The organism is Halomonas sp. Ps84H-12, assembly GCF_024124725.1.
Taxonomy (GTDB): domain Bacteria; phylum Pseudomonadota; class Gammaproteobacteria; order Pseudomonadales; family Halomonadaceae; genus Vreelandella; species Vreelandella aquamarina.
The window spans coordinates 1-21,716 of record NZ_JAMXSJ010000040.1 but is presented as its reverse complement, the minus strand read 5'-3'; the positions used below and the strand labels follow the sequence as shown (position 1 = coordinate 21,716).

General features: G+C 56.4%; 17 protein-coding genes. 8 read left to right on the top strand and 9 right to left on the bottom strand.

Annotated elements, in window-relative coordinates; genetic code table 11:
- Positions 1–35 precede the first annotated feature (35 nt).
- A complete protein-coding gene (locus tag NH344_RS15855; protein WP_044629512.1) occupies positions 36–1,457 on the bottom strand; it encodes a hypothetical protein in 1,422 nt (473 codons plus the stop codon).
- A gap of 77 nt (positions 1,458–1,534) precedes the next feature.
- Positions 1,535–2,707 (bottom strand): iron-containing alcohol dehydrogenase, encoded by a 1,173-nt coding sequence (locus NH344_RS15850; RefSeq protein ID WP_044629513.1) that lies wholly within the window; start codon positions 2,705–2,707, stop codon positions 1,535–1,537.
- Between the two features lie 574 nt (positions 2,708–3,281).
- Between NH344_RS15850 and NH344_RS15845 the strand changes: the two genes are divergently transcribed.
- Positions 3,282–4,664, top strand: coding sequence for an NAD-dependent succinate-semialdehyde dehydrogenase (locus NH344_RS15845; protein WP_058576843.1), 1,383 nt, complete (start codon positions 3,282–3,284; stop codon positions 4,662–4,664).
- 103 nt (positions 4,665–4,767) lie between these two features.
- Here the strand turns inward: NH344_RS15845 and NH344_RS15840 are convergent, their stop codons facing one another.
- The 6 genes from NH344_RS15840 to NH344_RS15815 all read right to left on the bottom strand — a co-directional run bounded on the left by NH344_RS15840 (position 4,768) and on the right by NH344_RS15815 (position 12,719).
- Positions 4,768–5,247, bottom strand: coding sequence for a phosphatidylglycerophosphatase A (locus tag NH344_RS15840; RefSeq protein ID WP_062362142.1), 480 nt, complete (start codon positions 5,245–5,247; stop codon positions 4,768–4,770).
- Positions 5,247–5,975: a tellurite resistance TerB family protein gene (locus NH344_RS15835; protein ID WP_062362145.1), complete on the bottom strand. Its 729-nt coding sequence runs from the start codon at positions 5,973–5,975 to the stop codon at positions 5,247–5,249. The genes NH344_RS15840 and NH344_RS15835 overlap by 1 nt, the downstream gene beginning before the upstream one ends.
- 109 nt (positions 5,976–6,084) lie before the next feature.
- A complete protein-coding gene (locus NH344_RS15830; RefSeq protein WP_062362148.1) occupies positions 6,085–9,150 on the bottom strand; it encodes an SMC family ATPase in 3,066 nt (1,021 codons plus the stop codon).
- A complete protein-coding gene (locus NH344_RS15825) occupies positions 9,147–10,295 on the bottom strand; it encodes an exonuclease SbcCD subunit D (RefSeq protein WP_253028122.1) in 1,149 nt (382 codons plus the stop codon). The genes NH344_RS15830 and NH344_RS15825 overlap by 4 nt, the downstream gene beginning before the upstream one ends.
- A gap of 109 nt (positions 10,296–10,404) precedes the next feature.
- Positions 10,405–12,048 (bottom strand): DASS family sodium-coupled anion symporter, encoded by a 1,644-nt coding sequence (locus NH344_RS15820; RefSeq protein ID WP_366073217.1) that lies wholly within the window; start codon positions 12,046–12,048, stop codon positions 10,405–10,407.
- A gap of 341 nt (positions 12,049–12,389) precedes the next feature.
- On the bottom strand, positions 12,390–12,719 hold the full coding sequence (locus NH344_RS15815) for a hypothetical protein (RefSeq protein WP_089675895.1): 330 nt from the start codon (positions 12,717–12,719) through the stop codon (positions 12,390–12,392).
- A gap of 231 nt (positions 12,720–12,950) precedes the next feature.
- On the opposite strand from NH344_RS15815, the gene sstT reads away from it, so the two are divergent.
- The 5 genes from sstT (at position 12,951) to NH344_RS15790 (ending at position 17,022) form a co-directional block, all read left to right on the top strand.
- Positions 12,951–14,168 carry a serine/threonine transporter SstT gene (gene sstT, locus NH344_RS15810; RefSeq protein WP_089675894.1) on the top strand — a complete coding sequence of 406 codons (1,218 nt, stop codon included), beginning with the start codon at positions 12,951–12,953 and terminating at the stop codon, positions 14,166–14,168.
- Between the two features lie 80 nt (positions 14,169–14,248).
- A complete protein-coding gene (locus tag NH344_RS15805) occupies positions 14,249–14,779 on the top strand; it encodes an XRE family transcriptional regulator (protein WP_089675893.1) in 531 nt (176 codons plus the stop codon).
- Positions 14,776–15,516 carry an AzlC family ABC transporter permease gene (locus NH344_RS15800; protein WP_172416404.1) on the top strand — a complete coding sequence of 247 codons (741 nt, stop codon included), beginning with the start codon at positions 14,776–14,778 and terminating at the stop codon, positions 15,514–15,516. The genes NH344_RS15805 and NH344_RS15800 overlap by 4 nt, the downstream gene beginning before the upstream one ends.
- A complete protein-coding gene (locus NH344_RS15795) occupies positions 15,513–15,848 on the top strand; it encodes an AzlD domain-containing protein (RefSeq protein ID WP_044629524.1) in 336 nt (111 codons plus the stop codon). Before NH344_RS15800 ends, NH344_RS15795 begins: the two co-directional genes overlap by 4 nt.
- A gap of 277 nt (positions 15,849–16,125) precedes the next feature.
- Positions 16,126–17,022 carry a sucrase ferredoxin gene (locus tag NH344_RS15790; RefSeq protein WP_253028120.1) on the top strand — a complete coding sequence of 299 codons (897 nt, stop codon included), beginning with the start codon at positions 16,126–16,128 and terminating at the stop codon, positions 17,020–17,022.
- Between the two features lie 88 nt (positions 17,023–17,110).
- Here NH344_RS15790 and NH344_RS15785 read toward each other — a convergent pair whose 3' ends face one another.
- A complete protein-coding gene (locus tag NH344_RS15785) occupies positions 17,111–19,192 on the bottom strand; it encodes a TonB-dependent siderophore receptor (RefSeq protein WP_253028119.1) in 2,082 nt (693 codons plus the stop codon).
- A gap of 572 nt (positions 19,193–19,764) precedes the next feature.
- On the opposite strand from NH344_RS15785, the gene gdhA reads away from it, so the two are divergent.
- Entirely contained in the window at positions 19,765–21,117 is a 1,353-nt protein-coding gene (gene gdhA, locus NH344_RS15780) for an NADP-specific glutamate dehydrogenase (protein WP_044629526.1), read from the top strand.
- Positions 21,118–21,253: 136 nt separating this feature from the next.
- Complete coding sequence (rnk, locus tag NH344_RS15775; RefSeq protein WP_253028118.1) at positions 21,254–21,649, top strand: nucleoside diphosphate kinase regulator; 396 nt, start codon at positions 21,254–21,256, stop codon at positions 21,647–21,649.
- The last annotated feature ends 67 nt before the right edge of the window (positions 21,650–21,716 follow it).

Below are 21,716 nucleotides of genomic sequence, written 5' to 3'. Positions count from 1 at the left end.
TTTTGACGGTTAAACCACTATAAAGGCAGAGACTGTTATTTGCGCAATGGCACTTCCGGCTCAGGATCCTCGACGGGCTGGGATGCCTCATCCCAATCCTTAACGAAGGTTTTATCCACCTCCCCGGAGAAGAAGCGCTTACCGTAAATTAACACGCAAAGTAAAATGCCCACCCCAAAGGCCCAGGTAGCGCCCTTTATCACCAGCATGGCCGCGATAATGCCCGCGATACCCAAGTCCCGCTGACTGCGCGCTTCCATAATGCCGATGCGCACACTGACATAGCCTTGAATCAACAGCGTCAGCGCCAGCGCAATCCCCAGAATAGGCTCCACCAGGCTCACGATCGGCAGCAACAACAGCCCCGTATTCGTCCCCCAGCGAAACGAACCAGAACCACCGAAGATAGAGTTCATCGCCGCTTTGCCCTGCTTATAACGCTCAACCGTTACCACATGCATCGCTGCCCAAAGCGGACCACACATCACCACATCAGGGCCAAAAATACTCATCCCAAAGTTACGCCCACCAAAAATCATATGAGCGCGGTTAGGGTTATAGTCAATTTTTTCATCCTGGCGCTTCTCATCAGCCTCTTCCAAAAGTGCCTTGCTTTGAAGCACATCGCCAAATAGCACAATGTAGGCCGCAATAACGGTCGGAATGGCCGTTAAAAACATCATCAACGGAGGTAAACCAACGCCAAATACCGTGTATTCACTGAACATCAGCGCGAAATCAGGCTGACTAAAGCCCCACTCAACGTCTGGCCAAGGCGCCTCACCAAACAGCGGAGCCACCACAATCGCCAGCACGATAATCGGGAAAATACCCAGTTTACCCACGGCACCCCACAGGCCGCCCTGCGCTTTAAGCTTGTTGAAATGGCGAGAGAAAATCAGATAAAACGCGACACTTACGGCAATCGCAATAGTAAAGGGGTACTGTTCAAAGCGGCCGCCTTCATCAAACACCACCACAATAGCGGCTAACCCTGCGCCCATAATGACCCCTGCTTTGATGGCAGAAGGAATGAGCCGCACCACTTTACTGGCCATACCCGTTACCCCCAGGCCCAGTGCCAGTATCCCCAACATCATCTGAAAGGCAATCAGCGCATGCACCCTGTCTACCCCCTCGGGAAAGGTCGACACATAAGCCATCAACAGCGGAATAGCAGGTGTGATCCACCCTGGAATGACAGGGTCACCCAACAGGTGATGCAGCAAATAAAGCAAGCCATTTAAAATGACGATGGCCAACGCCGCTTCAAACGGCATGCCCAGTAGCTGCATCATCAATGGGATCGCGGCAAGATCCACCGCGCACATCAAAAGCCCTTGCAGGTAATCGGGCAGTTCAAAACGATAATGGTAAAACGGCAGGCGTAGCTTAAACGGCCCTAGTGGTGTGTACGGGCTTTCTTCACCGTCAACGCGTTGCTTCCAAGCGCTCATGGCATGGACTCCTGTTTAAAGTTGTTAGTATTTTTAATAAACGTTTTGTCGTTATAGCGTTTTTAATTAGCGACGAATTAATAAGCGGCGTGGTAAATCGCCTCAACATCCGCAAGCGTTAATACCCGCGGGTTATTACGCAGCAAACGTTCCACCTTAATGGCCTCGGCGGCCAACTCAGGAATGTCGGATTCAGGAATATCAAACGAGCGTAAACCGGAAGGAATCTCCACATCAGCACACAGCTTATGCATGCGCTGGATAACCGCTTCGGCGACAGCATCATCCGAAAGCCCAGCCACGGGTTCATCAAAGGCCACCGCAATGCCCCGAAAGCGCTCGACGCAGGCCAGCTTGTTCCACTCCATTACGAAGGGCAGTAACAGCGCATTCGTCACCCCATGGGCCAAGTGGTAGCGCCCACCTAACGGATACGCCAATGCATGGACTGCGCCCACGCCAGCATTACCAAAGGCAAGGCCTGCCAGCAGGCTACCGGTGGCCATATCTTCACGGGCCTGGAGATTGTTGGGATTGGCAAACGCCTTGGGGAGCGCATGCACAATGAGGTTCATTGCCTTAACCGCCAAAGCATCGGTAATCGGCGTGGCAAAGTTAGATAGATACGCCTCCACTGCATGGACCAACGCATCCACCCCGCTGGCCGCCGTCACAGAGCGTGGGCAACTCAGCGTAAGCTCAGGGGCGACAATCGCGACATCCGGTAATAAGCAGTCACTGACGATGCCCTTTTTCATCTGTTGGGCTTTATCCGACAGAATCGCGATATTGGTCACTTCAGAACCGGTACCCGCCGTGGTGGGCATGGCGATCAAAGGTATTGTGCGTTGGTCAACCTTGTTCTCGCCAAACAACGCCTCCAGCGGACCTTCGTAGTGCGCATATACCGCTACACACTTAGCGATGTCCATGGCACTCCCGCCGCCTACAGCGATGACGCTGTCATGCTTGCCAGCATTAAACGCACGGGTACACATTTCGACTATTTCTACTTCCGGCTCGGGCGTTACCTGATCAAACACCTCATAGCTCACCTTTAGAGCCGTGAGCTGCTCAGTAATCATATCCAGCGTGCCAGAAGCCACCACGCCGCTATCGGTAACGATTAAGGGCCGCTGCATACCCAACGATTGAACATAAAGCTGCAACTGCTGTGCGGCCCCATGGCCGGTAATCAGCTTACCGGCGCTTTTAAAGCTACTCACTTGATTAAAGCTACTTAACTGCATATGGCGCTTCCTGTTAACTTTTATTGGTTGCTTTACCAGCTCGATTATCAAACCGAGAATAACGCTGGCCACTTTTTACCTAGCAAACACCATGCCAACCAAGAAAAATTAACAACCATATGATTTAATTGATAAAAAAATTAAAGATAAAATCATGCAGGTATATGGGATGCAAAAAATCATCGAATAACGACATTTTGATGACTTAATTCATCAGCGTAACCATAGCGGTACTCCGGCACGCAGCAGAGACCAGCTGAAGAGGAAGGCGATGTCTCACCTTCGGAAGCTTCAGAGGCTCCCGATGCGAGTCGCGAAATACTTCAAAGCCCCGCCAATCCAATACGCCGCATCATAGCTATTTTATTGCCGGGTTAATAATACCGACACCCTTAGCGAGCTGGACCGCGAATGCCGCTCACGCGGAGTCGCCTGGAACGACGCCGAATACTTTTATTATGCAGAGGCACTCAGTTTGTACTAGAGTGGATGTGCATTAGAAATAGACTGGTCGACTAAACGCCCAGGAGCTGGACGTCATGACCCTCACATTGATCTAAAGATAGGAGATCTTATGAGCAACAGCATTACGACAGTGAACCCGACCACCGGCGAAACGCTTGAGACCTACACGCTGATGGATGAAAGCCAGGCCAAGCAGATAGTCGAGGCCAGTCATGAGGCGTTTTTAGATTGGCGGCTCAAGCCGCTAGAGCACCGTGCCAAGGTGGTGAAAGCGATTGGCGAAGCCATGAACGCACATAAAGAAGAGCTTACCGACCTGATGGTCAAAGAGATGGGTAAGCTGCCCTCGCAAGCGCGCGGGGAAGTGGATCTCTGCGTCGGCATTTGTGACTACACCGCCGAACATGGCCCCACCAAGCTGGCCGATGAAGAGCGCAAACCCGGCAACGGCGAGCGCGGTATTGTTACCTACTCCCCCATGGGCGTGATTTACGGCATTCAGCCGTGGAACTTCCCTGCTTACCAAGTGGTGCGTTACTCCATCGCCAATATTATGGCGGGCAACAGCGTGCTGCTAAAACACGCTGAAAACGTGACGGGCAGCGGCCTGCTGCTTGAAAAAATCTACCGCGAAGCGGGCCTTCCGGAAAACGTTTTCCGCACGCTGGTGATTTCACACGATGTATCCGACACCATCATCGCCCATAAAGCCGTGCGTGGTGTGACCCTGACCGGCAGCGACGGCGCTGGCCGCAAAGTGGCCGCCAAAGCCGCCGAGCATCTGAAAAAGACCGTACTAGAGCTAGGCTCCAACGATGCCTACTTGGTGCTGGACGATGCCGACCTGGACGTGGCGGTGGATACCTGCGTCACTGGCCGCGTGTTTAACGGCGGCCAAACCTGCGTAGCGGCAAAACGCTTTGTGGTCACCGAAAAGAACTACGAAGCGTTTAAAGAGCGCTACGTGGCACGCATGAAGGACTTAAAAGCGGGCGACCCGACCAAAGAAGATAGCGACCTAGGCCCGATGGCCCGTGTCGATCTTCGTGACGGCCTTCACAAACAGGTGGAAGAGAGCGTGCGTAAAGGCGCAAAAATCCTCTGCGGCGGCGAAAAACCAGAAGGTAAAGGGGCATTCTACCCGGTCACCGTGCTGGATAACGTCACCCCCGGCCAGCCTGCCTATGACGACGAGCTGTTTGGCCCGGTTGCCGCGTTGATTCGTGCCAAAGATGATGAAGACGCCATGCGCATCGCCAACGACAGCCGCTACGGCTTGGGCGGCGGCATCATCTCCAAAGACGTGAAGCGCGCCACCGAGCTTGCCAGCAAGTATTTCGATACCGGCATGGTGTTTATCAACGGATTTGGTGTGGCAACGCCTGAAATGCCGTTTGGCGGCGTGAAAGATTCCGGCTACGGCCGTGAGCACGGCGGCTTTGGTATGCACGAGTTCGTCAACATTAAATCGGTGATTGTGGTGCAAAGCTAACATCGCCAAGCCCATCGGCTTACGATGGGCTAATCCATAAAAACGCCGCAGTGTCGTTTATGACCTGCGGCGTTTTTATGGGTAGCGTATTTTAAAAGTGGCGTTAGACGATTTTCTGCTGCCAACGCTGCCATAGCGTCACTATCAGCGCGACCACCAGCCAGCTTACCAGCGCGGCAATCACATCATCCAACACAATGCCCAACCCACCGGTGACATACTCCGCTAAATGAATAGGCGGCGGTTTTAAAGCATCAAAAAAGCGGTAGACGCCAAACGCCAGGGCCAGAACCAATGGATGGCGAGCGGCTTTTAGCCCTAGCACCGCGAGCGGAAAAGCGACGTACTCATCGGCAACGATGCTGCCATGGTCCAGGCCATCATAATGCCACGCAGCAATATGACAGACCGGCACGGCCGCTATCAGCATCAGCGCGATGATGACCGCCTGCTGCCCGGTTGAGCGGCCCAAGAGCCACCACGCCAGCGGCAAGCCAATCAGTGACCCAAAGGTACCCGGCGCAACGGGCGCTAGCCCCAACCCAAAGCCAGTGGCTAGCCAGAAGTTGAGCGTATCGAGCATTAGCCAGCCTGCTGCGCCTGACGCTCGAGCTCTGCCGCCATCTCTGGCGTTAGGTTTAGCGCACTGGCGAGTTGATCCAACCAGGCGCGCTCCATGGGGTTTTGGCCGTCGATCACGGCGACGCTGATCAAATACATTTCGCGAGCGGCCTGGGGGGAGTCCGCTTCACGGGCCAATGCCTGGGCGTCCAGCGGGGCTTTTAGCTGCTGTTCGACCCAGCGGTGCATCTCCTCATCCGCGCCGAGGGCATCGATCTGATCGGTGATCAGCGCCTGCTCCTGCTCATCGATATGACCATCGGCCCGTGCGGCCATAATCATCGCCTGCAGCAGTTCCAGGCTGCGGCGCTCTTGAACCTCGCCGCTTAACACCTCTACACGTTCGCCTTCTGAAGAGGATTGGGTCGCAGCTCCTTTCTTTTCCTGAGAGCTTTGCCACGCTTTCCACGCCAGTACGCCGACTCCCGCAATGGCACCATACTTGAGCGCTTTACCGCCCATACTGCGGCCACGCTTCGAGCCCACCAGGATGCCCAGGGCACCGCCGCCCAGCAGGCTTTTCACATCAAAACCGCTGGAACCGCTGCTTTGACGCGTACCTTGGCTGCTATTACCGCCTAAATGGCGGGAGAGCCCATCAATCACGCCTTTGACATCCATGCCGCCGCTGCTGCCTTTGCTACCACTGGCCTGGCTCATCAGCTGCTGCAGAATTTTGCTTGCATTCATCCTCGCACTCCTCAATAGACATTCATTCGACGGGTCGAACGCGAGTCGTTTAACCCTTGTTATAGCGCATGCTACATGAATGCAGCATGAATTAACCTTGCGCTAGCACTTAGCTCAGCGCCCCTTTCACCTCGACCGAACTGCCATGACGGCTAGCGCTCACCTCAATACGAACCGGCATCTGCTCTTTGAGTTCGCTGACGTGGGAAATAATCCCAATCATGCGGCCACTCATTTGCAGCTCGCTCAGCATGGCAATGGCTTGGTCCAGGGCGTCTTGGTCCAGGCTGCCAAAGCCTTCATCTATGAATAGCGTATCGAGCTGAATACCGCCCGCGTAGGCCTGCACCACATCGGAAAGCCCCAGCGCCAGCGACAGCGCCGCCATAAACGACTCCCCACCAGAGAGCGTGGCCACCGGGCGATTTTTGCCGGTGTAGGTATCAGCCACGTCCAGCTCAAGGCCAGACGCTTTATTGCCTTTAGAGGGGTCTTCCCGGCGCACCAACTGGTATCGCCCACGGCTCATGCGCACCAAACGCTCAGACGCTTGAATCAACACATCATCCAGCAGCACGCCCAGTACGAAGCGCTGCAGGCTAATGCGATGGCCGGTGCGGCCATTGGCGACGTCGCTCAGCGTGCCCCACAGCTGGTATTGGGCTTCCAGCTCCGCCTGGGAGGCGTGGGCAGCCGTCAGCTTTTGGTGAATGTTTTGCAGCGTGGTTAATCGCCCATCCAGTTGCCGCCACGCCTCTAGCTGGCTGTTTTCTTGAGCCTGTGCACTTTCAGCCTGGGCAGTCAGTGCGGCAAGATCCGGCGGTATTTTTTCCGCCAGCTGGGTTTGGTAATTCTCTAGCGCGCCCTCAAGCTCGGCCAAGCGGCGTTGATACGCCTCTACCCGATGCGTCAGCTCGTGCCGCTGGGCATCATTCAGTTGGGCAGCCTGATATTCCGCCTCATCAGCAAAGGGGCTAGCCTGCAGCGCGGCCTGCCACTCGGCGTGAGCCTGCTGAAGCGACTGCTCGCTACGCTCGACCCGCTCGTTCGCCCCGCGCAGCTGCTCTTCCGCCCGCGCCAGTTGGGTCTGGCTAGTCGAAAGCGCTTGCTGGGCACTCTCCCAGGCTTTTTCAAGCTGGGCGATGTGCTGCTCCAGCTCGGCCAGGGTTTGGCGCATTGCTTCGGGATAACGGGCGTCTTCTGGCAGCGATTGGCTCAGCTGGTCGCGCTGACTCTCTAAGCGAAGCGCGTGCTCTTTCGCCTTTTCCACCTCAGGCCGCTGGGCTTTTAGCTGTTTATCCAGCGTGCCCCACTCGCGTCGCAGCGCGTCCCGGGATTCGGTCTGTTGGCGAATCTCAGCGTCAACCTGCTCTCGGCGCTGCACCTGGCGGCGCAGGTCTTCATAGGCATTTTGCAAGGCAGACAGCGGTTGACTCACCCACTCCCCTAACTGCTGATTCAGTCGCTGGGCCTGCTCTGTGTGGCTGTCGATCTGTTGGGTGAGCTGATGGTGATGGCGCTCTGCCCGTTGTAGCGCTTGACGGGCCTGTTCCTGCGCTGCTCTGGCCTCTTCCACCTGTGCCTGGGTGACCAACTCAGCGCGATTTATCGCTGGGGCGGGATGTTCCAGGCTGCCACACACCGGGCAGGGGGCATCCTGCTCAAGGGTCCGCGCTAACAGCGCGGCCTGGCCATGGTGCCAGCGCATCTCCTGCTCAGTGGCGTAGCGTTCGGCACGCTTGGTCTCGCCTTGCTGGTGGCTGAGCGCGTTTTTAGCCTGCAGCTGTTGCGTGGTTAATGCCTGGTGCCGCTGGGTGAGTTCATCCAGCTCTTGGCGCAGGGCTAGCAGGTGGTGATGGCGGGTTAGCTCAGCGGGGGCGCTCGCCAGTTGCTGAAACTCACTCTGCAAGCGTTCCAGGTGAACGCCGATGGCTTCGCCTTGCTGGCGAATGCCATCTAGCTGCTGCTCATCGCGCTTAAGCGCCTCATCGGCCTGTTGCCAAACAGCCTGAGCTGTTTGAAAGTGCTCCTGCAGTTCACTGAGCTGCTGGCTTTTCTGGATAAACTCGCCCAGCTGGCGGTGCCGCTCCCTCATTACGGGGAGCTCCGCCTGCTGCTGGCGTGCCGTCTCTAGCGCCTGCTGTGCCTGTTCAGCGTGAGAGTGCCGCGTGATTAACGCGGCGTTTGCTTGGCGCTGCTCATCGTGGGCGGTAGCCAACGCCTGCTGCGCTTGGTCTAGAGCGGCTTTCTGGGGGCGCAGCGCCTGGGCATGGGTACTCTGCGCTAACCGCGCTTGGCTATTGTCTACCTCAGCGCGCTGCTCAAGATGACGGGCTTTATCGGCTGCCAGCGCGTCCCGCGCTTCAAATTGGCGCTGTAGCGCCAGGGCCTCATCGCGCTGCTGTTCGGCAAGTCGGCGCTTTCGCTGCGCGGTTTCAAAGCCTTCCCGCGCTTGGCCTACCTGTGGCACCAGCGCTTCCAGCTCTTGCGCCAACGCGGCTTCGCTCTCAAGCTCCCCCCCGGCAAGAATGCCATTGATATGCTGGCGATGATCGCTCACCGCCCGCTCGATTTGATTAGCCTGAGTGCGCAGGCGCTCTTCAATACGCTGGAACACCTGGGTTTGAAACAGCTGGGAAAAAATGACTTCGCGCTCTTTGGAGCCTGCCAGCAGCAGTTCGCGGAACTTACCCTGGGGGAGCACCATCACCTGACGAAACTGATTGGCGTCTAGGCCTATTAGCGCTTGCAGCTCCGCCGTGGCGTCGGTGACCTTACGCGCCACTAGGCACTCGTCCTCCTCGCCTTCTGGAGTGAGTCGCCATAGCTGAGCCTCCGCCGCTTGCGTGGTCGTGCCTTCGCCGCTGGCTTTGGGACGCTCCTGCTGCGGGACTCGGCGCACCCGATAGGTGACATCCCGCAGACGGAATGTCAGCGTCACGTCGGTCAGCAGGGTCGCGGGCGCCTGATCGCAGCGCATTTGGCCAGCATCGCGCTCGTTGCCGGTGGTTTGGCCGTATAAGGCAAAACACATCGCATCGAGGATCGAGCTTTTACCCGCCCCGGTGGGGCCATTGATCAGAAACAGCGGGCTTCTACCCAGCGCGGTGAAGTCGATGGTCTCGCTACCCGCAAAGGGGCCAAAGGCCTGCATGGTGAGGCTCAACGGCGTCATGCTTGGCCCTCCTGCTCACGGCTGAGGGTGGTGATCAGCTCGCTCATAGCGTGGGCCTGCTCGTCGCTCATTGGTTCGCCGCTGGTTTGAGTGAAGAAGTCGCTGAACATATCCAGCGCGCTGAACGCGAGCCGCTCGCGGTCTAGCTGTTGGCGGCCTTTTGCTTCCAGCATGCCGGGCTTTTCCAGGTGCAGCACGTTGGGGTACACCGCCCGCAGTTTGCCTATGGGGTCGAGAATGGCGTGGCGGTCGGTGAGGCGCACCAGCAGATAGTCATCGGCGTGGGGGTCAGCGGCCCCTTGGGCCAGCAGCTGAGCCAGCTCACCTTCCAGCACGCGCACGTCCCGGCGGGGCAGCAGCGGATGGTGGGCTATTTGAGTGACACCTTCGCTGCCCACCTCAACAAGGGTGACGCCTTTGCGCTGGGTGGCTTCGGAAAAGCTGTACTTCAGCAGCGAGCCGCTATAGCGAATGTGCTCCCCACCGCGAATCTGGGGGCCGTGAAGGTGGCCCAACGCCACGTAGTCGAAACTCTGCATGGGTTCCCACGCCACGCTTTCGGCACCGCCTAGGGTGAGCGGGCGCTCGGAGTCGCTGGCGGTGCCGCCATCGACAAAGCAGTGGCTCACCAGTAGCGTCGGGCGGCCCGGCTGGCGCTGTTCCTCAATGCGCTCCAGCAGGTAGCGGTGGGCGCTATCGAAGTCGCGTACGTCCACGCCAAACTCGCTGCGTACATATTCTGGGTCGGCGTAGGGGATGCCGAAGATATCCACCGTGTCATCGCCAATCGTGAGCGTGACCGGCTGGTCGCAGGTGGCTAGGTCGGTGAGAATATGCAGCCCGGCCTGGCGCAGGTGGCGGGCGCCAAACCCCAACCGCTCGGCACCGTCGTGATTACCGGAAATCATCACGACCGGCAGGCCGCGCTGCTCGCACAGCTCGACCAATATCTCATCCAGCAGCGTGACCGCCGCAGCGGGTGGCACCGAGCGGTCGTAAATATCGCCCGCGACCAGCACCGCATCCACCTGCTCGCGGTCGATGATCTCCAGCAGCTGCTGCAACACATGGCGCTGGTCTTCCAGCAGGGAGAGGTTATGGAATAGCCGCCCCAAATGCCAATCGGCGGTGTGAAGTAATCGCATGACAGGCTCGATGAAAAAAGTGTGCGGTCATCATAGCAACCGCGCCTGCGTTACACCCATGAAAAAGCCCCGCACGAGGCGGGGCGATTAATGCGGAACACGTCGCGGGTTAGTCTCTAAACGCATCCGGGTAGGTGGTGAGATCCACGCCCCACAGCATCGGCAGCAGGAAGTAGACCGCGGCCACGATCAACAGCATCGCAATGATGTTGAGCCAGAAACCGTTGCGCACCATCTCGATGATTTTGATTTTACCCGTGGCGAAGATGATCGCATTGGGTGGGGTGCCTACCGGTAGCATGAAGGCGCAGTTGGCCGCCATGGCCGCTGGCACCATCAGCACGAACGGATGAATATCGAGCGCCAGCGCCAGCGACGCCAATACCGGCAGGATCATGGTGGCCGTGGCTGTGTTGGAGGTGATTTCGGTCAGGAACAGTACCATGCCGGTCGCCAGCAGAATCACCAGCAGGAAGTTGACGCTTTCCAGCACGCTCATTTGGCCGCCAATCCAGGAAGCCAGACCCGACGAGCCAAAGCCCGCCGCAATCGCCAAGCCACCGCCGAACAGCAGCAAGATGCCCCACGGTACGTCTTTGGCCACATCCCACCCCAGCAGGCAGCCGCCTTTGTTGGGAGAAGGTATGAGAAACAGCGCCACGGCAGCGGTAATCGCAATCATGGTGTCGTTAATGCCGGGAATCGTCAGGATCTGCCCCTGCCATAGGAACGAGCGGGTAATCCAGAAAAACGCGGCAAACAGGAACACACCGAGCACCGCCTTCTCTTCGAAGGTGATCCTACCCAGCGCTTCTTTCTCTTTGCGGATCAGCGCCCGGCCGCCCGGCAATTTGGCGAGCTTGATCGGATAAATGAAGCGTGTGAGCATCACCCAGCCAATCACCAGCAGCGTCACTACCACCGGGAAGGCAAACATCAGCCAGCCCGCGAACGAAATCTCGACACCGAACAGCTCGTTCACGATCGCCGCCAGGATAATGTTCGGCGGCGTGCCAATGAGCGTGCCCAAACCGCCTATGGTGCCCCCGTAGCCCACGCCAAAAATCAGCGACTTACTGAACTTATCAATCTCGTCGCTGTGATCTCCTTCGGTTTTGTTCAGCTCCTGGGTCACCTGGTAGACAATGGCGGTGCCAATGGGCAGCATCATCATAACGGCAGCGGTATTGGATACCCACATGGATAAGAAGCCCGTGGCCGCCATAAAGCCAAACACGATGCTGTTAATGCTGGTGCCTAGCAAGGAGATAATCGACAGCGCGATGCGCTTGTGCAGATCCCACTTCTCCATTGCCAAGGCGATCATAAAGCCGCCCAGGAACAGGAAAATAATCGGGTTACCGTACGCCGCCGTTACGGCACTGCTCTCCAGCGCTCCGGTAATCGGTAACAGGATAATCGGCAGCAGTGACGTCACCGGGATAGGAATGGCCTCGGTAATCCACCACACCGCCACCCATAAAGTAGTTGCCAGCACCATGCGCCCTTCGAAGCTCAAGTCGGCGGGGTGGAAAAACATCACGACCAAAGCAAACAGCAAAGGGCCCAGCACCAAGCCGATTTTCTGTGCCGTACTATACGCGGGCGGACGGGGCGAATGGCCGCCGCTGCCCTGGGTCTTATGGGAGTCACTTCGGGATGAGGAGCCTCCAGCACTTGAGGTCGGCAACGCACACATCAGGAGATTTTTAACTTGGTCATGGGAGTGCCAAAGCTGATCCCACAGCGTCATCGTGGCAGTTCTGCGCATTATGGAAGTACCGCTCGCAGTCAGGGTGAACGAAAGGGCTCAGGACTTAGCTGTCCCTATGGCATTTTTCGCCAGCGCCGCTGGCTTTTAGGGTGCCCTTTATTCACTGCAATAGGCCATTAGTCCAGTAAATTGGCGGCAATTACAACCAAAGTCTAACCACTTTAGTCGAAATAATTGTTGTCGATTAGTCTTCGTAGATGAGTTTGCTTGGCTTTGTTTTCAGTGATTCCAGTGCTTAATCTGTAGCGCAATAAGCACGCAGAACATGCTGATAGCAAAACGGCTTGCTTCCCAATGGGTTGCAAGCCGCTTGCCCGTTATTAGTCCAGATTATCCAGCGTTACCACGATATCCCGGGTAGAAACATCGACGTTCCAGAAGGTATAGCTGTCATCGTCCTCGTCGACCAAGCGAATATCGAATAAGGGACTTTTATACCCCGTTAGCGTCACGCGCTGGGTATCCCCATTCATCAACACGTCGCTGCCCAGCACGTCCTCCTCCCAACTTTTCGAATCCTCCGGGCTCACGTACATATAGTAAATGGTGTAGCCAGTACGGTTGGTGATATCGACGTAGTAGTCGGCCGCCATGACCAGCGACGAGCTACACAGCATCAATAGTGCCGCGAAAAACACCTTCATACGCATGCAACGTTCCTTCTTCTTTTGGAATAGGCGGGAAGTAGCACTAAAGCCACGCTGCGATGATGCCCCGCAGCAAGCGAAGTATAGTCTGGCGCTCATTTCTGTGACAGCGAGTGCCGATTTGTGGCACACCCACCCCAGAGAAGCCCTCAACTGATAGAATGCTGCCCCTTTCAGGCGCGGTGGCGCTTACCGCCGCATCGCTTCCCCCTTTTACTACCTGAGAGTCACGCAATGATTGCCACCGCTACCACCGTTTTTCGACCCTTGTTACGGCTGGGGCTTATTCCTCAAATCGTCATCGGTATTGTCGCTGGGGTGCTGTTGGCCCTACTCGTACCCGACATAGCCAGCGATGTAGCCCTTCTCGGGCAGCTTTTCATTGCCGCGCTGCAGGCCGTGGCGCCTATTTTGGTCTTCGTGCTGGTGGCGGCGGCCATTGCCGCCCATCAGGCGGGCCAGCCGACACATATTCGCTCGGTGCTCTTACTCTACGTCGCAGGTACGCTGATTGCCGCGTTGATTGCCGTAGCCGCAAGCTTCGCACTTCCCACGGAGCTGGCCTTGGATACGGGACAAGTCGACGGCAACCCGCCGAGCGATATTTTTACCGTGCTGCGTGACTTACTGCTCAACGCGGTGGCGAACCCTGTGACGGCTCTGATGGACGCCAATTTCATCGCCATTCTGGCCTGGGCCATTGGCTTGGGGTTGACACTTCGCCAGGCCAGCGACACGACTCGCCAAGCGCTGAGCGACTTATCCGCCGCCATTACGCGTATTGTCACGCTGGTAATTCGCTTAGCCCCACTGGGTATTTTCGGCTTGGTGGCCGGTACGCTGGCGGAGTCTGGCGTGCAGGCACTGCTTAACTACGCCCAGCTATTGGGGGTGATCGTTGGCTGTATGCTGTTCGTCGCGCTAGTAAGTAACCCGCTATTGGTCTACTTGGCTACCCGCCAAAATCCTTACCCGCTGGTGTTTACCTGCCTACGGGGCAGCGCCATTACGGCGTTTTTCACTCGCAGCTCGGCGGCCAACATTCCGGTCAACCTGGAGCTTTGCCGCCGCTTGGACCTGGATGCCGACACCTACGCGATCTCCATTCCGTTAGGTGCCACCATCAATATGTGCGGGGCGGCGATCACCATTACCGTGATTACGCTGGCGACTACGCACACCCTGGGAATTAGCGTGGATTTCCCCTCCGCGCTGCTGCTCTGCATCGTATCGGCTCTGGCGGCCTGCGGTGTGTCTGGCGTGGCGGGCGGTTCGTTGATGCTGATTCCCATGGCCGCCAGCCTGTTCGGCATTCCGACCGAAGTGGCCATGCAGGCCGTCGCCATTGGCTTTGTGATTAGCGTGGTGCAAGACTCTACCGAAACGGCGCTCAACTCCTCCACCGATGTGCTGTTTACCGCCGCCGCCTGTCGAGCGCGTAAGCCTGATTAACGCTCCTTTGTGGCTCGTCGATTGACAGATCGCTGTTCCTTATATAGAACGTTCCATAAAAGGAACAACGGGCAATCACCATGAACGAGCACTCTCTTGTTACGCTAGGCCAACACCTCCAAGCCCTTCGTAAAGCGCAGGATTTATCGCTCTCGCAACTTGCCAACGCGGCGGGCATCGCGAAATCCAACCTATGCCGCTTAGAACAGGGCAACGGTAACCCCACGCTAGACACCATTTGGCGGCTGGCCGTCCAACTCAACGTTCCGTTTGGCACCCTGGTGGCACCGATCAGCGTACCGCTCGGTGAGGATGGCGTGCAGGTACAGTTGATCGACCAGGGTAAGGGCGTGCCACAGGTGGATGCCTACTGGATGCGCTGCGCGCCCAATACGCTGCGCCACGCCGAGGCCCATACCCTGGGCACGCGGGAAACGCTGACGCTCATTAGCGGATGGTTAGAAGTAGGCCCAGAGGGTGCGACCACCACGCTCACCCCTGGCGAAAGCATCACCTTTCAGGCCGACCAGCCGCACCTGTACCGTACGCACACCGATGAAGCCACCCTGCTACTCACCGTCACCTACGGCCAAGAAGGGACCCCACCATGAGCCAGCCAGCCGATCACACGGTGCACGCCAACCACTCACCGCTGCGCTCTGCCTTACAGGGCGTGCGTGAAGCAATTCCGTTGTTAGGCGGCTATATTCCGGTCGCGCTCTCGTTTGGTTTGGTCGCGACCCAGGCCGGTTTTACCACTTGGGAAGCGGCCGCCATTTCAGCGCTGATCTACGCGGGTGCCTCGCAGTTTCTGTTCGTGGGCATGATTGCCGCTGGTGCGCCGCTATGGCTGGTGGTGGCCATGACGCTACTCATCAACGTGCGCCACGTGGTGTACGGCCCCAACTTGGCCGCGCTGCTGCCTAGTAGCCGCCACTGGCCTTGGCTAATGCACGGCCTGACCGATCAAGTCTTTGCTTTGGCGCTCACACGGCTCCCCCAACTACCGGAAGTAAAGCGGTTTAGCTGGTTTGTGGGTGCCTCGCTGCTGGCGTGGGCGGTGTGGATTATCGGCACGGTAATAGGCGCGACCGGCGGCGAAGCGGTCACCGCCCGCTGGCCGCTGCTGGGGGAGATCATGCCCTTCGCCCTTCCAGCCCTATTTCTTACCATGGTGGCACCGCGCTTTACCGACAAGCGCTGGGCCGCCGCCATGCTGTGTACCATCCTTACCGCGCTGGCCTTGAACTTGGCCGGGTGGAGCAATGTCGCGATTCCGCTGGCCGCCGCCTGCGGCGCGCTGTGCTTCTACACGGTCACGTTCCAACCACGGAGGAGCCGCCCATGAGCAGCGCCATGTGGATCGCCGTCATTATCTGCGCACTCGGTACGCTGCTGATGCGAGTGGTGCCCTTTTTATGGATGCAGCGCCGTCTTGGCAGCGCAACGGGAATGAACGCCATGCCCCAATGGCTGGTGATTCTGGGCCCCATGATGATTGCCGCCGTGTTAGGCGTCTCGCTGGTGCCCGTCAACCCCAGCCCTGTCTCTTGGTTGGCCACCGCGATTGGCCTGAGCGTTACGCTATTGGTGTGGCGACGCCTGCGCTCACTGGGCTGGCCGGTGGCCGCCGGTGTGGCAGTGTTTGGGGCGGTGGAGGTAGTGGCAGTCCTTATTTGATAATGCTTTTCATTAACTTTTGCAACATACCATGATTTCGCCTTTCTTCGTTACACCAAAGGGCACGTATGCAGACAGCACACGCTCATGGCAGCCGCACAGGGTGGCGGGTGTTGCTTATTCTTTGCACCACCCTGCTACCTTTCTTTGCTATAGCCAATGCAGTAGCCACCACTGCTGATTTACCTACTCAATGTGACCAACCACGCCTAGTAACGCTCTACCAAGGAGCCACGGACAGTGCCGTAGACGAAATATCTCGACATGAGGCAGCCCTATGAACCACACCTTCTGCGCGGATTTAAGCCGAGAGCAGCAAGACCCGCTGGCGGGTAGCGCCGCTCATGCCGAGCGCAACTTACTGCTTAGCTGGCCGCGCGCGAAGTGGCAGCGCAAACTCCGCCACGCCAACGATATGAGCAATTCATTAAAGCAAACGCTAGATACGCTGGCTGACGATGGCCTACGCATCAACCTAATCCAACAGCCGGGCATGGAAAAGTACCAGCATCAGCTCTTTCTGATGCCGGAGCGGCGCCGCTTTCGCGTGGCACGATGGGAATTAGAAGCGTTCTTCAGCGCCTTTCAAAGTGGCAGCCGCCTTAGCCAGTGGGAGCAGCCAGCGATGCGCAATGATTTGGTTCTTTGCTGTACCCACGGCACCAAAGATAAGTGCTGCGCGAAGTACGGTTATAAAACGTTCAAAGCGCTAGCCAGCACGGTAGCTGAGCACCCGCTGCCCTTCGAGGTATGGGAGAGCAGCCACCTCGGCGGCTGCCGACTCGCTGCCAGCGTGATCGTGCTGCCAAACGTGCGCAAATATGGGCGTATTACGCCAGAACAAGCGCTGCCCTTCTTACAGGCCGAAGCCCGCCAACAGCGCTTTTTGCCCGGCTATCGTGGCGGCTCACAGCTCACTCCCGCGCAGCAAAGCGCTGAAATCGCTGCGTTGACGCAGTTCAGCACAGAAGCAAGACAACCCACGTTGGCTCTGATCAGCGATCACGGCGACGACCAAGCACGAGAGATACGCTTTCAGTGGCGGCTCGACCAGCAGCAGGGGGAACTGACCGTGCACTGCCAAGCCACCACTCTGTGGCGTGTGGATACCTGTGCTGACCTAGCGCAAGGCCCCACCGAAAGCACCGTATGGCAGGCTAAGGTGAATGGCTAGTTCATAGTCTCCTGAACCAGCAGCAACGAACGACAACGCACGGCTCAAAGCCGGGCGTTGTGCGTCAAGGCTGAATGCAAACGATCGCTTACCAGCGGTACTTCACGCTGCCGATAATGCTGCGAGATTCACCGTAATAACACCAGTACTCACAGCTGGCGACATACTCTTCATCGGTCAAGTTATTGACGTTGACCTGCGCCTGCCAGCCGTCGGCAAACTCATAACCGACCATGGCATCCGCCACCATATAACTATCGACGGCGGTATTATCCGCGACGCTCGTATCCACCGTGCTGCCTACGTAGCGAACGCCTGCCCCCAAGCTCACGCCTTGTAGGGCTCCACCGGTAAAGGCGTAATCCAGCCATGTAGAGGCTTGGTGGCGGGGGATCAACGGTGCGCGCTGATCGTCTTCCAAACGCGAATCCGTATAGGTATACGCCGCCGTGACTTTTAACGCATCGGTAAGATAGCCAACGCCTTCCAGCTCGAACCCTTGAGAGGTACGCTCGCCTTCCTGAACCTGGAACCCGGCAGGAGAACTCACGAGCGTATTGTTCTCTTTCAGATCGAACACGGCTGCAGTAACGTAGCCATCCCAGCCAAACGGCGCGATTTTGATACCGGCCTCCCACTGTTCGCCTTCGCGGGGCTCGTACAGATCGCCCGCGTCATCCACACGCCCCACCGGATCGAATGACTCGGTGTAGCTGATGTACGGGTTGATTCCATGATCACTCAAGTACATCGCGCCGCCCGACCAAGAGACCTGGTCATCATCAGAGCGCTGTGTGACGCCGGAAGTCAGATTGCGGTTCTCGGTTTCGGCCTGATCGACACGCACACCGCCAAGCAGCACCCAGCGATCATCGATGCGCAGCTGGTTTTGAGCGTACAAACCGGTCTGCTCTTTATCGATCTCGCGGCTCAACAAGTCATCCGCGCCCACCGGCGTGAAGTTGCCGTAGGTAGGGTCGAACACATTGATAGGATCGCCAAATGGGAACGGGTCGGCTTCCTGCCCACTCACCCCCAGGTTCTGATAATCGACACCCAATAACAGCGTGTTTTCGGTGCGGTCCGTGTACCAGTTACCCACCATGCGGTTATCGACCGTCCAGCTATCGATAGAACCATCGCGATAGACATGGCCACGCGTTGCCCGACGGGCATCCGACATGAAGAACGCATAGGTGCTGCGTAGCTCCAGGTCTAGCTCGCTGTAGCGTAAATCTTGTTCAAACCGCCACGTATCGTTGAGGTCATGGCGCAGCTCGTAACCCAGCGCCCACTGCGTGCGGTTATCACGGTCGTAGCCCGGCTCGCTGAGGTTGGTTTGCGGGTCGACGTGGCCAAACGGCGTATCCTGCACGGTGCCGTAGGGCAGTTTGAACGGGTTTACCGGCACGCCATCGTCTTTCTGCACGCTGGCCAAGAAAGTAACGGTCGTATCGTCGCTCATATCGACGGCGAGGCTAGGCGCGAAGTAATAGCGCTCGTTGTCCGTGTGGTCGAGATCGCCATCGCGCTCTTTGTACAAGCCCACCAACCGATAGCGAACGTCACCCGACTCACCCAACGGCCCGCTGGTATCGACGCCTACTTGACGATGATTCCGGTTGCCAAGCTGGAAATTCACCTCGCCCTGCGGCGTTTCCGTAGGACGCTTGCTCACCGCATTGATCAAACCACCGGGAGGCGCCTCGCCGTACAGAATCGAGGAAGGCCCTTTGAAGACTTCGACTCGCTCCAAGCCATACGGCTCAGGCAGCCACTGGTAAAAGCCTTCACGGTAAATGCGTAACCCATCCTGATAAGTGGACTGGTCAAAACCACGCACCTTGAACCAATCCGTATTGTTGTCACTGCCATAGTGGCCTGACAGCACACCGGCACGATAGCGGAAGGTTTCATCCAGCTGTTGCACGTTGCGGGTTTCCAGCTCTTCCCGATCAACGCTAGAGACCGGGCGCGGCGTCTCCACCAGAGGCGTATCGACCTTCAACGCGGTCGCGGTGACCACGGTGGTACCGGTGTCAATGGTCTCTTCTTGAGCCAGCGCGGCCAACGGCGCAGCGAACAGCATTCCACCGAGCGACACCACCAGTGAACGACGAACGGCAACAAGCAACGGCGCGACGGAAAACGGGAGAGTTTTGCGGAGCATAAGGAAGTCTCAACGGGTAGGAAGAGGAGTATCGTTATAGTAAAGCGAATGATACGGATTTTTATTCACAATCACAATCACTCTGGTGAGGCAAGAGGTTTGGGGAGGAACGAGGTGTTCGAAGGAGGATCGGTGGAAGAACCAATAGAGACAAATGAGGTCATATCCACGGGTTCTCGGCACAGGTACAACTTTCGATCAGAGCCTGGACGAATCATGCGACGACCTCCACCGCGACAAACCGGGCGGGACGACAACGCGGAGGCAGGGGAACCCCTTGCACGATTAACCGTTTTTCCCACGCCATCAGGTCAGCTAACGTGACGATTTGCGTTGCAGCATACGCACTGCCTGGACAAAAAGATGAACCTTCCTCCAGTCGTTGATAAATCGTTTATTAGTGGTGTTTGATTGCACTCTTTTGGTGCTTTTGGCTTGCTACTTTAGTCTATTTTTTTAAATTATTTTCTCATGCCGAAGCTGCATAGGGTATGCGGCTTACAGTGCTCGTAGTTAAATCTCTCTCAGCACCTACTAGATCATTTGCGCTCTAATTATGAAGGGGAAGAGTCATGCCGTATGTTGGAGACACACTGGCGCGTTTAGCTCAAAGCAGCCCTGCTCAAAAAGAATTTTATCAGGCAACTGAAGAGGTACTAGAGTGCCTTCGTCCATTATTTGCTCGAGCACCGCACTACCATGACCACAGTATTATTGAACGTATCGTTGAGCCTGAACGTCAGGTTATGTTTCGTGTAAGCTGGGTAGATGACGCGGGGCGCGTTCAGGTCAACAAAGGATACCGTGTGCAGTTCAATTCAGCACTAGGCCCCTTTAAGGGAGGTTTGCGCTTTCACCCTAGTGTGACGTCTGGCACCATTAAGTTCTTAGGATTCGAACAAATTTTTAAAAATGCGCTGACAGGTCTACCCATTGGAGGTGGGAAAGGCGGATCCGATTTTGATCCCAAGGGTAAGTCAGATAATGAAATTATGCGTTTTTGCCAATCATTTATGTCGGAGCTTTATCGCCATATTGGGCCGCATACGGATGTCCCCGCTGGTGATATTGGCGTGGGCACCCGCGAGATTGGCTATCTTTTTGGGCAATATAAGCGCTTGACCGGTCGATATGAAGGCGTTCTCACGGGTAAAGGATTGAACTGGGGTGGATCCTTAGGCCGTAAAGAGGCGACGGGATATGGTGCCGTTTATTTTGCTGAAAATATGTTGGCGGCTAAAAATGACACATTGCGTGGTAAGTATTGCTTAGTGTCAGGATCAGGGAACGTAGCCATTTATACGATTGAGAAGCTCTACGAACTGGGTGCCAAACCAGTTACGTGTAGCGACTCTAAGGGTATGGTTTATGACCCAAAAGGTATTGATTTAGTTTTGCTCAAAGAAATAAAAGAAAAGCGGCGAGAATCGTTACACGAATATGTCAACGCACGTCCAGAAGCACATTACACATCAGTACAAGAATATCCTCAAGATGGCCATGCGGTGTGGCGCATTGAAGGCGAGGTAGCATTCCCTTGTGCAACACAAAATGAGCTTACTGAGGCAGATGCTAAGGCGTTAATATCAAACGGCATCGTCTGTGTGAGCGAAGGGGCTAATATGCCTTCAACGAAAGGAGCAGTGGATGCCTTTTTAGCGGCAAAGCTTGCCTATGGGCCTGGTAAGGCAGCAAACGCTGGCGGTGTGGCGACTAGCCAGTTAGAGATGGCTCAGAATAGCAGTATGGAGCAGTGGACATTAGAGAAAGTAGATCAGAAACTTAAAGAAATTATGGCCGATATATATCGGCAATGTGCTGAAACAGCAGAAGAGTTTGACGAGCCTGACAACCTAGTGCTAGGGGCTAATATAGCGGGTTTTAGAAAAGTAGCTGATGCAATGATTGATCAGGGGGTAATCTAGCCTTTTGCTAAAAAGGTATAGACTGTCCGATAGATGCCCTTCCCTTATTTGGGAAGGGCTTTTCTGTCATGACGATATGAATGTGGTGTTCTTATATTGGCTATGAGTACGTTTTTCATGTGTTAAGGAAATTAAAATGGTTCGACGTCCTTCTATAATTATCAATCGTCTTGACGCTGAACGTCTTCAGCGCTTGATTGACAGTGCAACAGAAAAAGACTTGATGGTGGCGCAGCTGCTGGAGGAAGAGCTAGCTCGCGGAGAAGTGCTTGATCCTCAAGATATTCCAAATGATGTAGTAAGCATGAATAGCCAAGTACGGTTTACTGATTTAACCCGCGGTAGTCAGATGGTTCGTACATTGGTTTACCCTCATTCAATTGGGGTTGTTGAGGATGGGATTTCAGTTATGGCACCTATTGGAGCTGCATTGATTGGCTTAAGAGTAGGTGATGTGATCGAGTGGCCACTACCTGAATCCGTGAAGCCGGCGCCGACACTTTCCCTATCACCGCCAGCGAGCACTTTTTGATCATTCGCCCCGTGCAAGTTGGCTTTCGCAAGCCCGTTATTGCCAAAACCCACCGTGCTGATCGGTG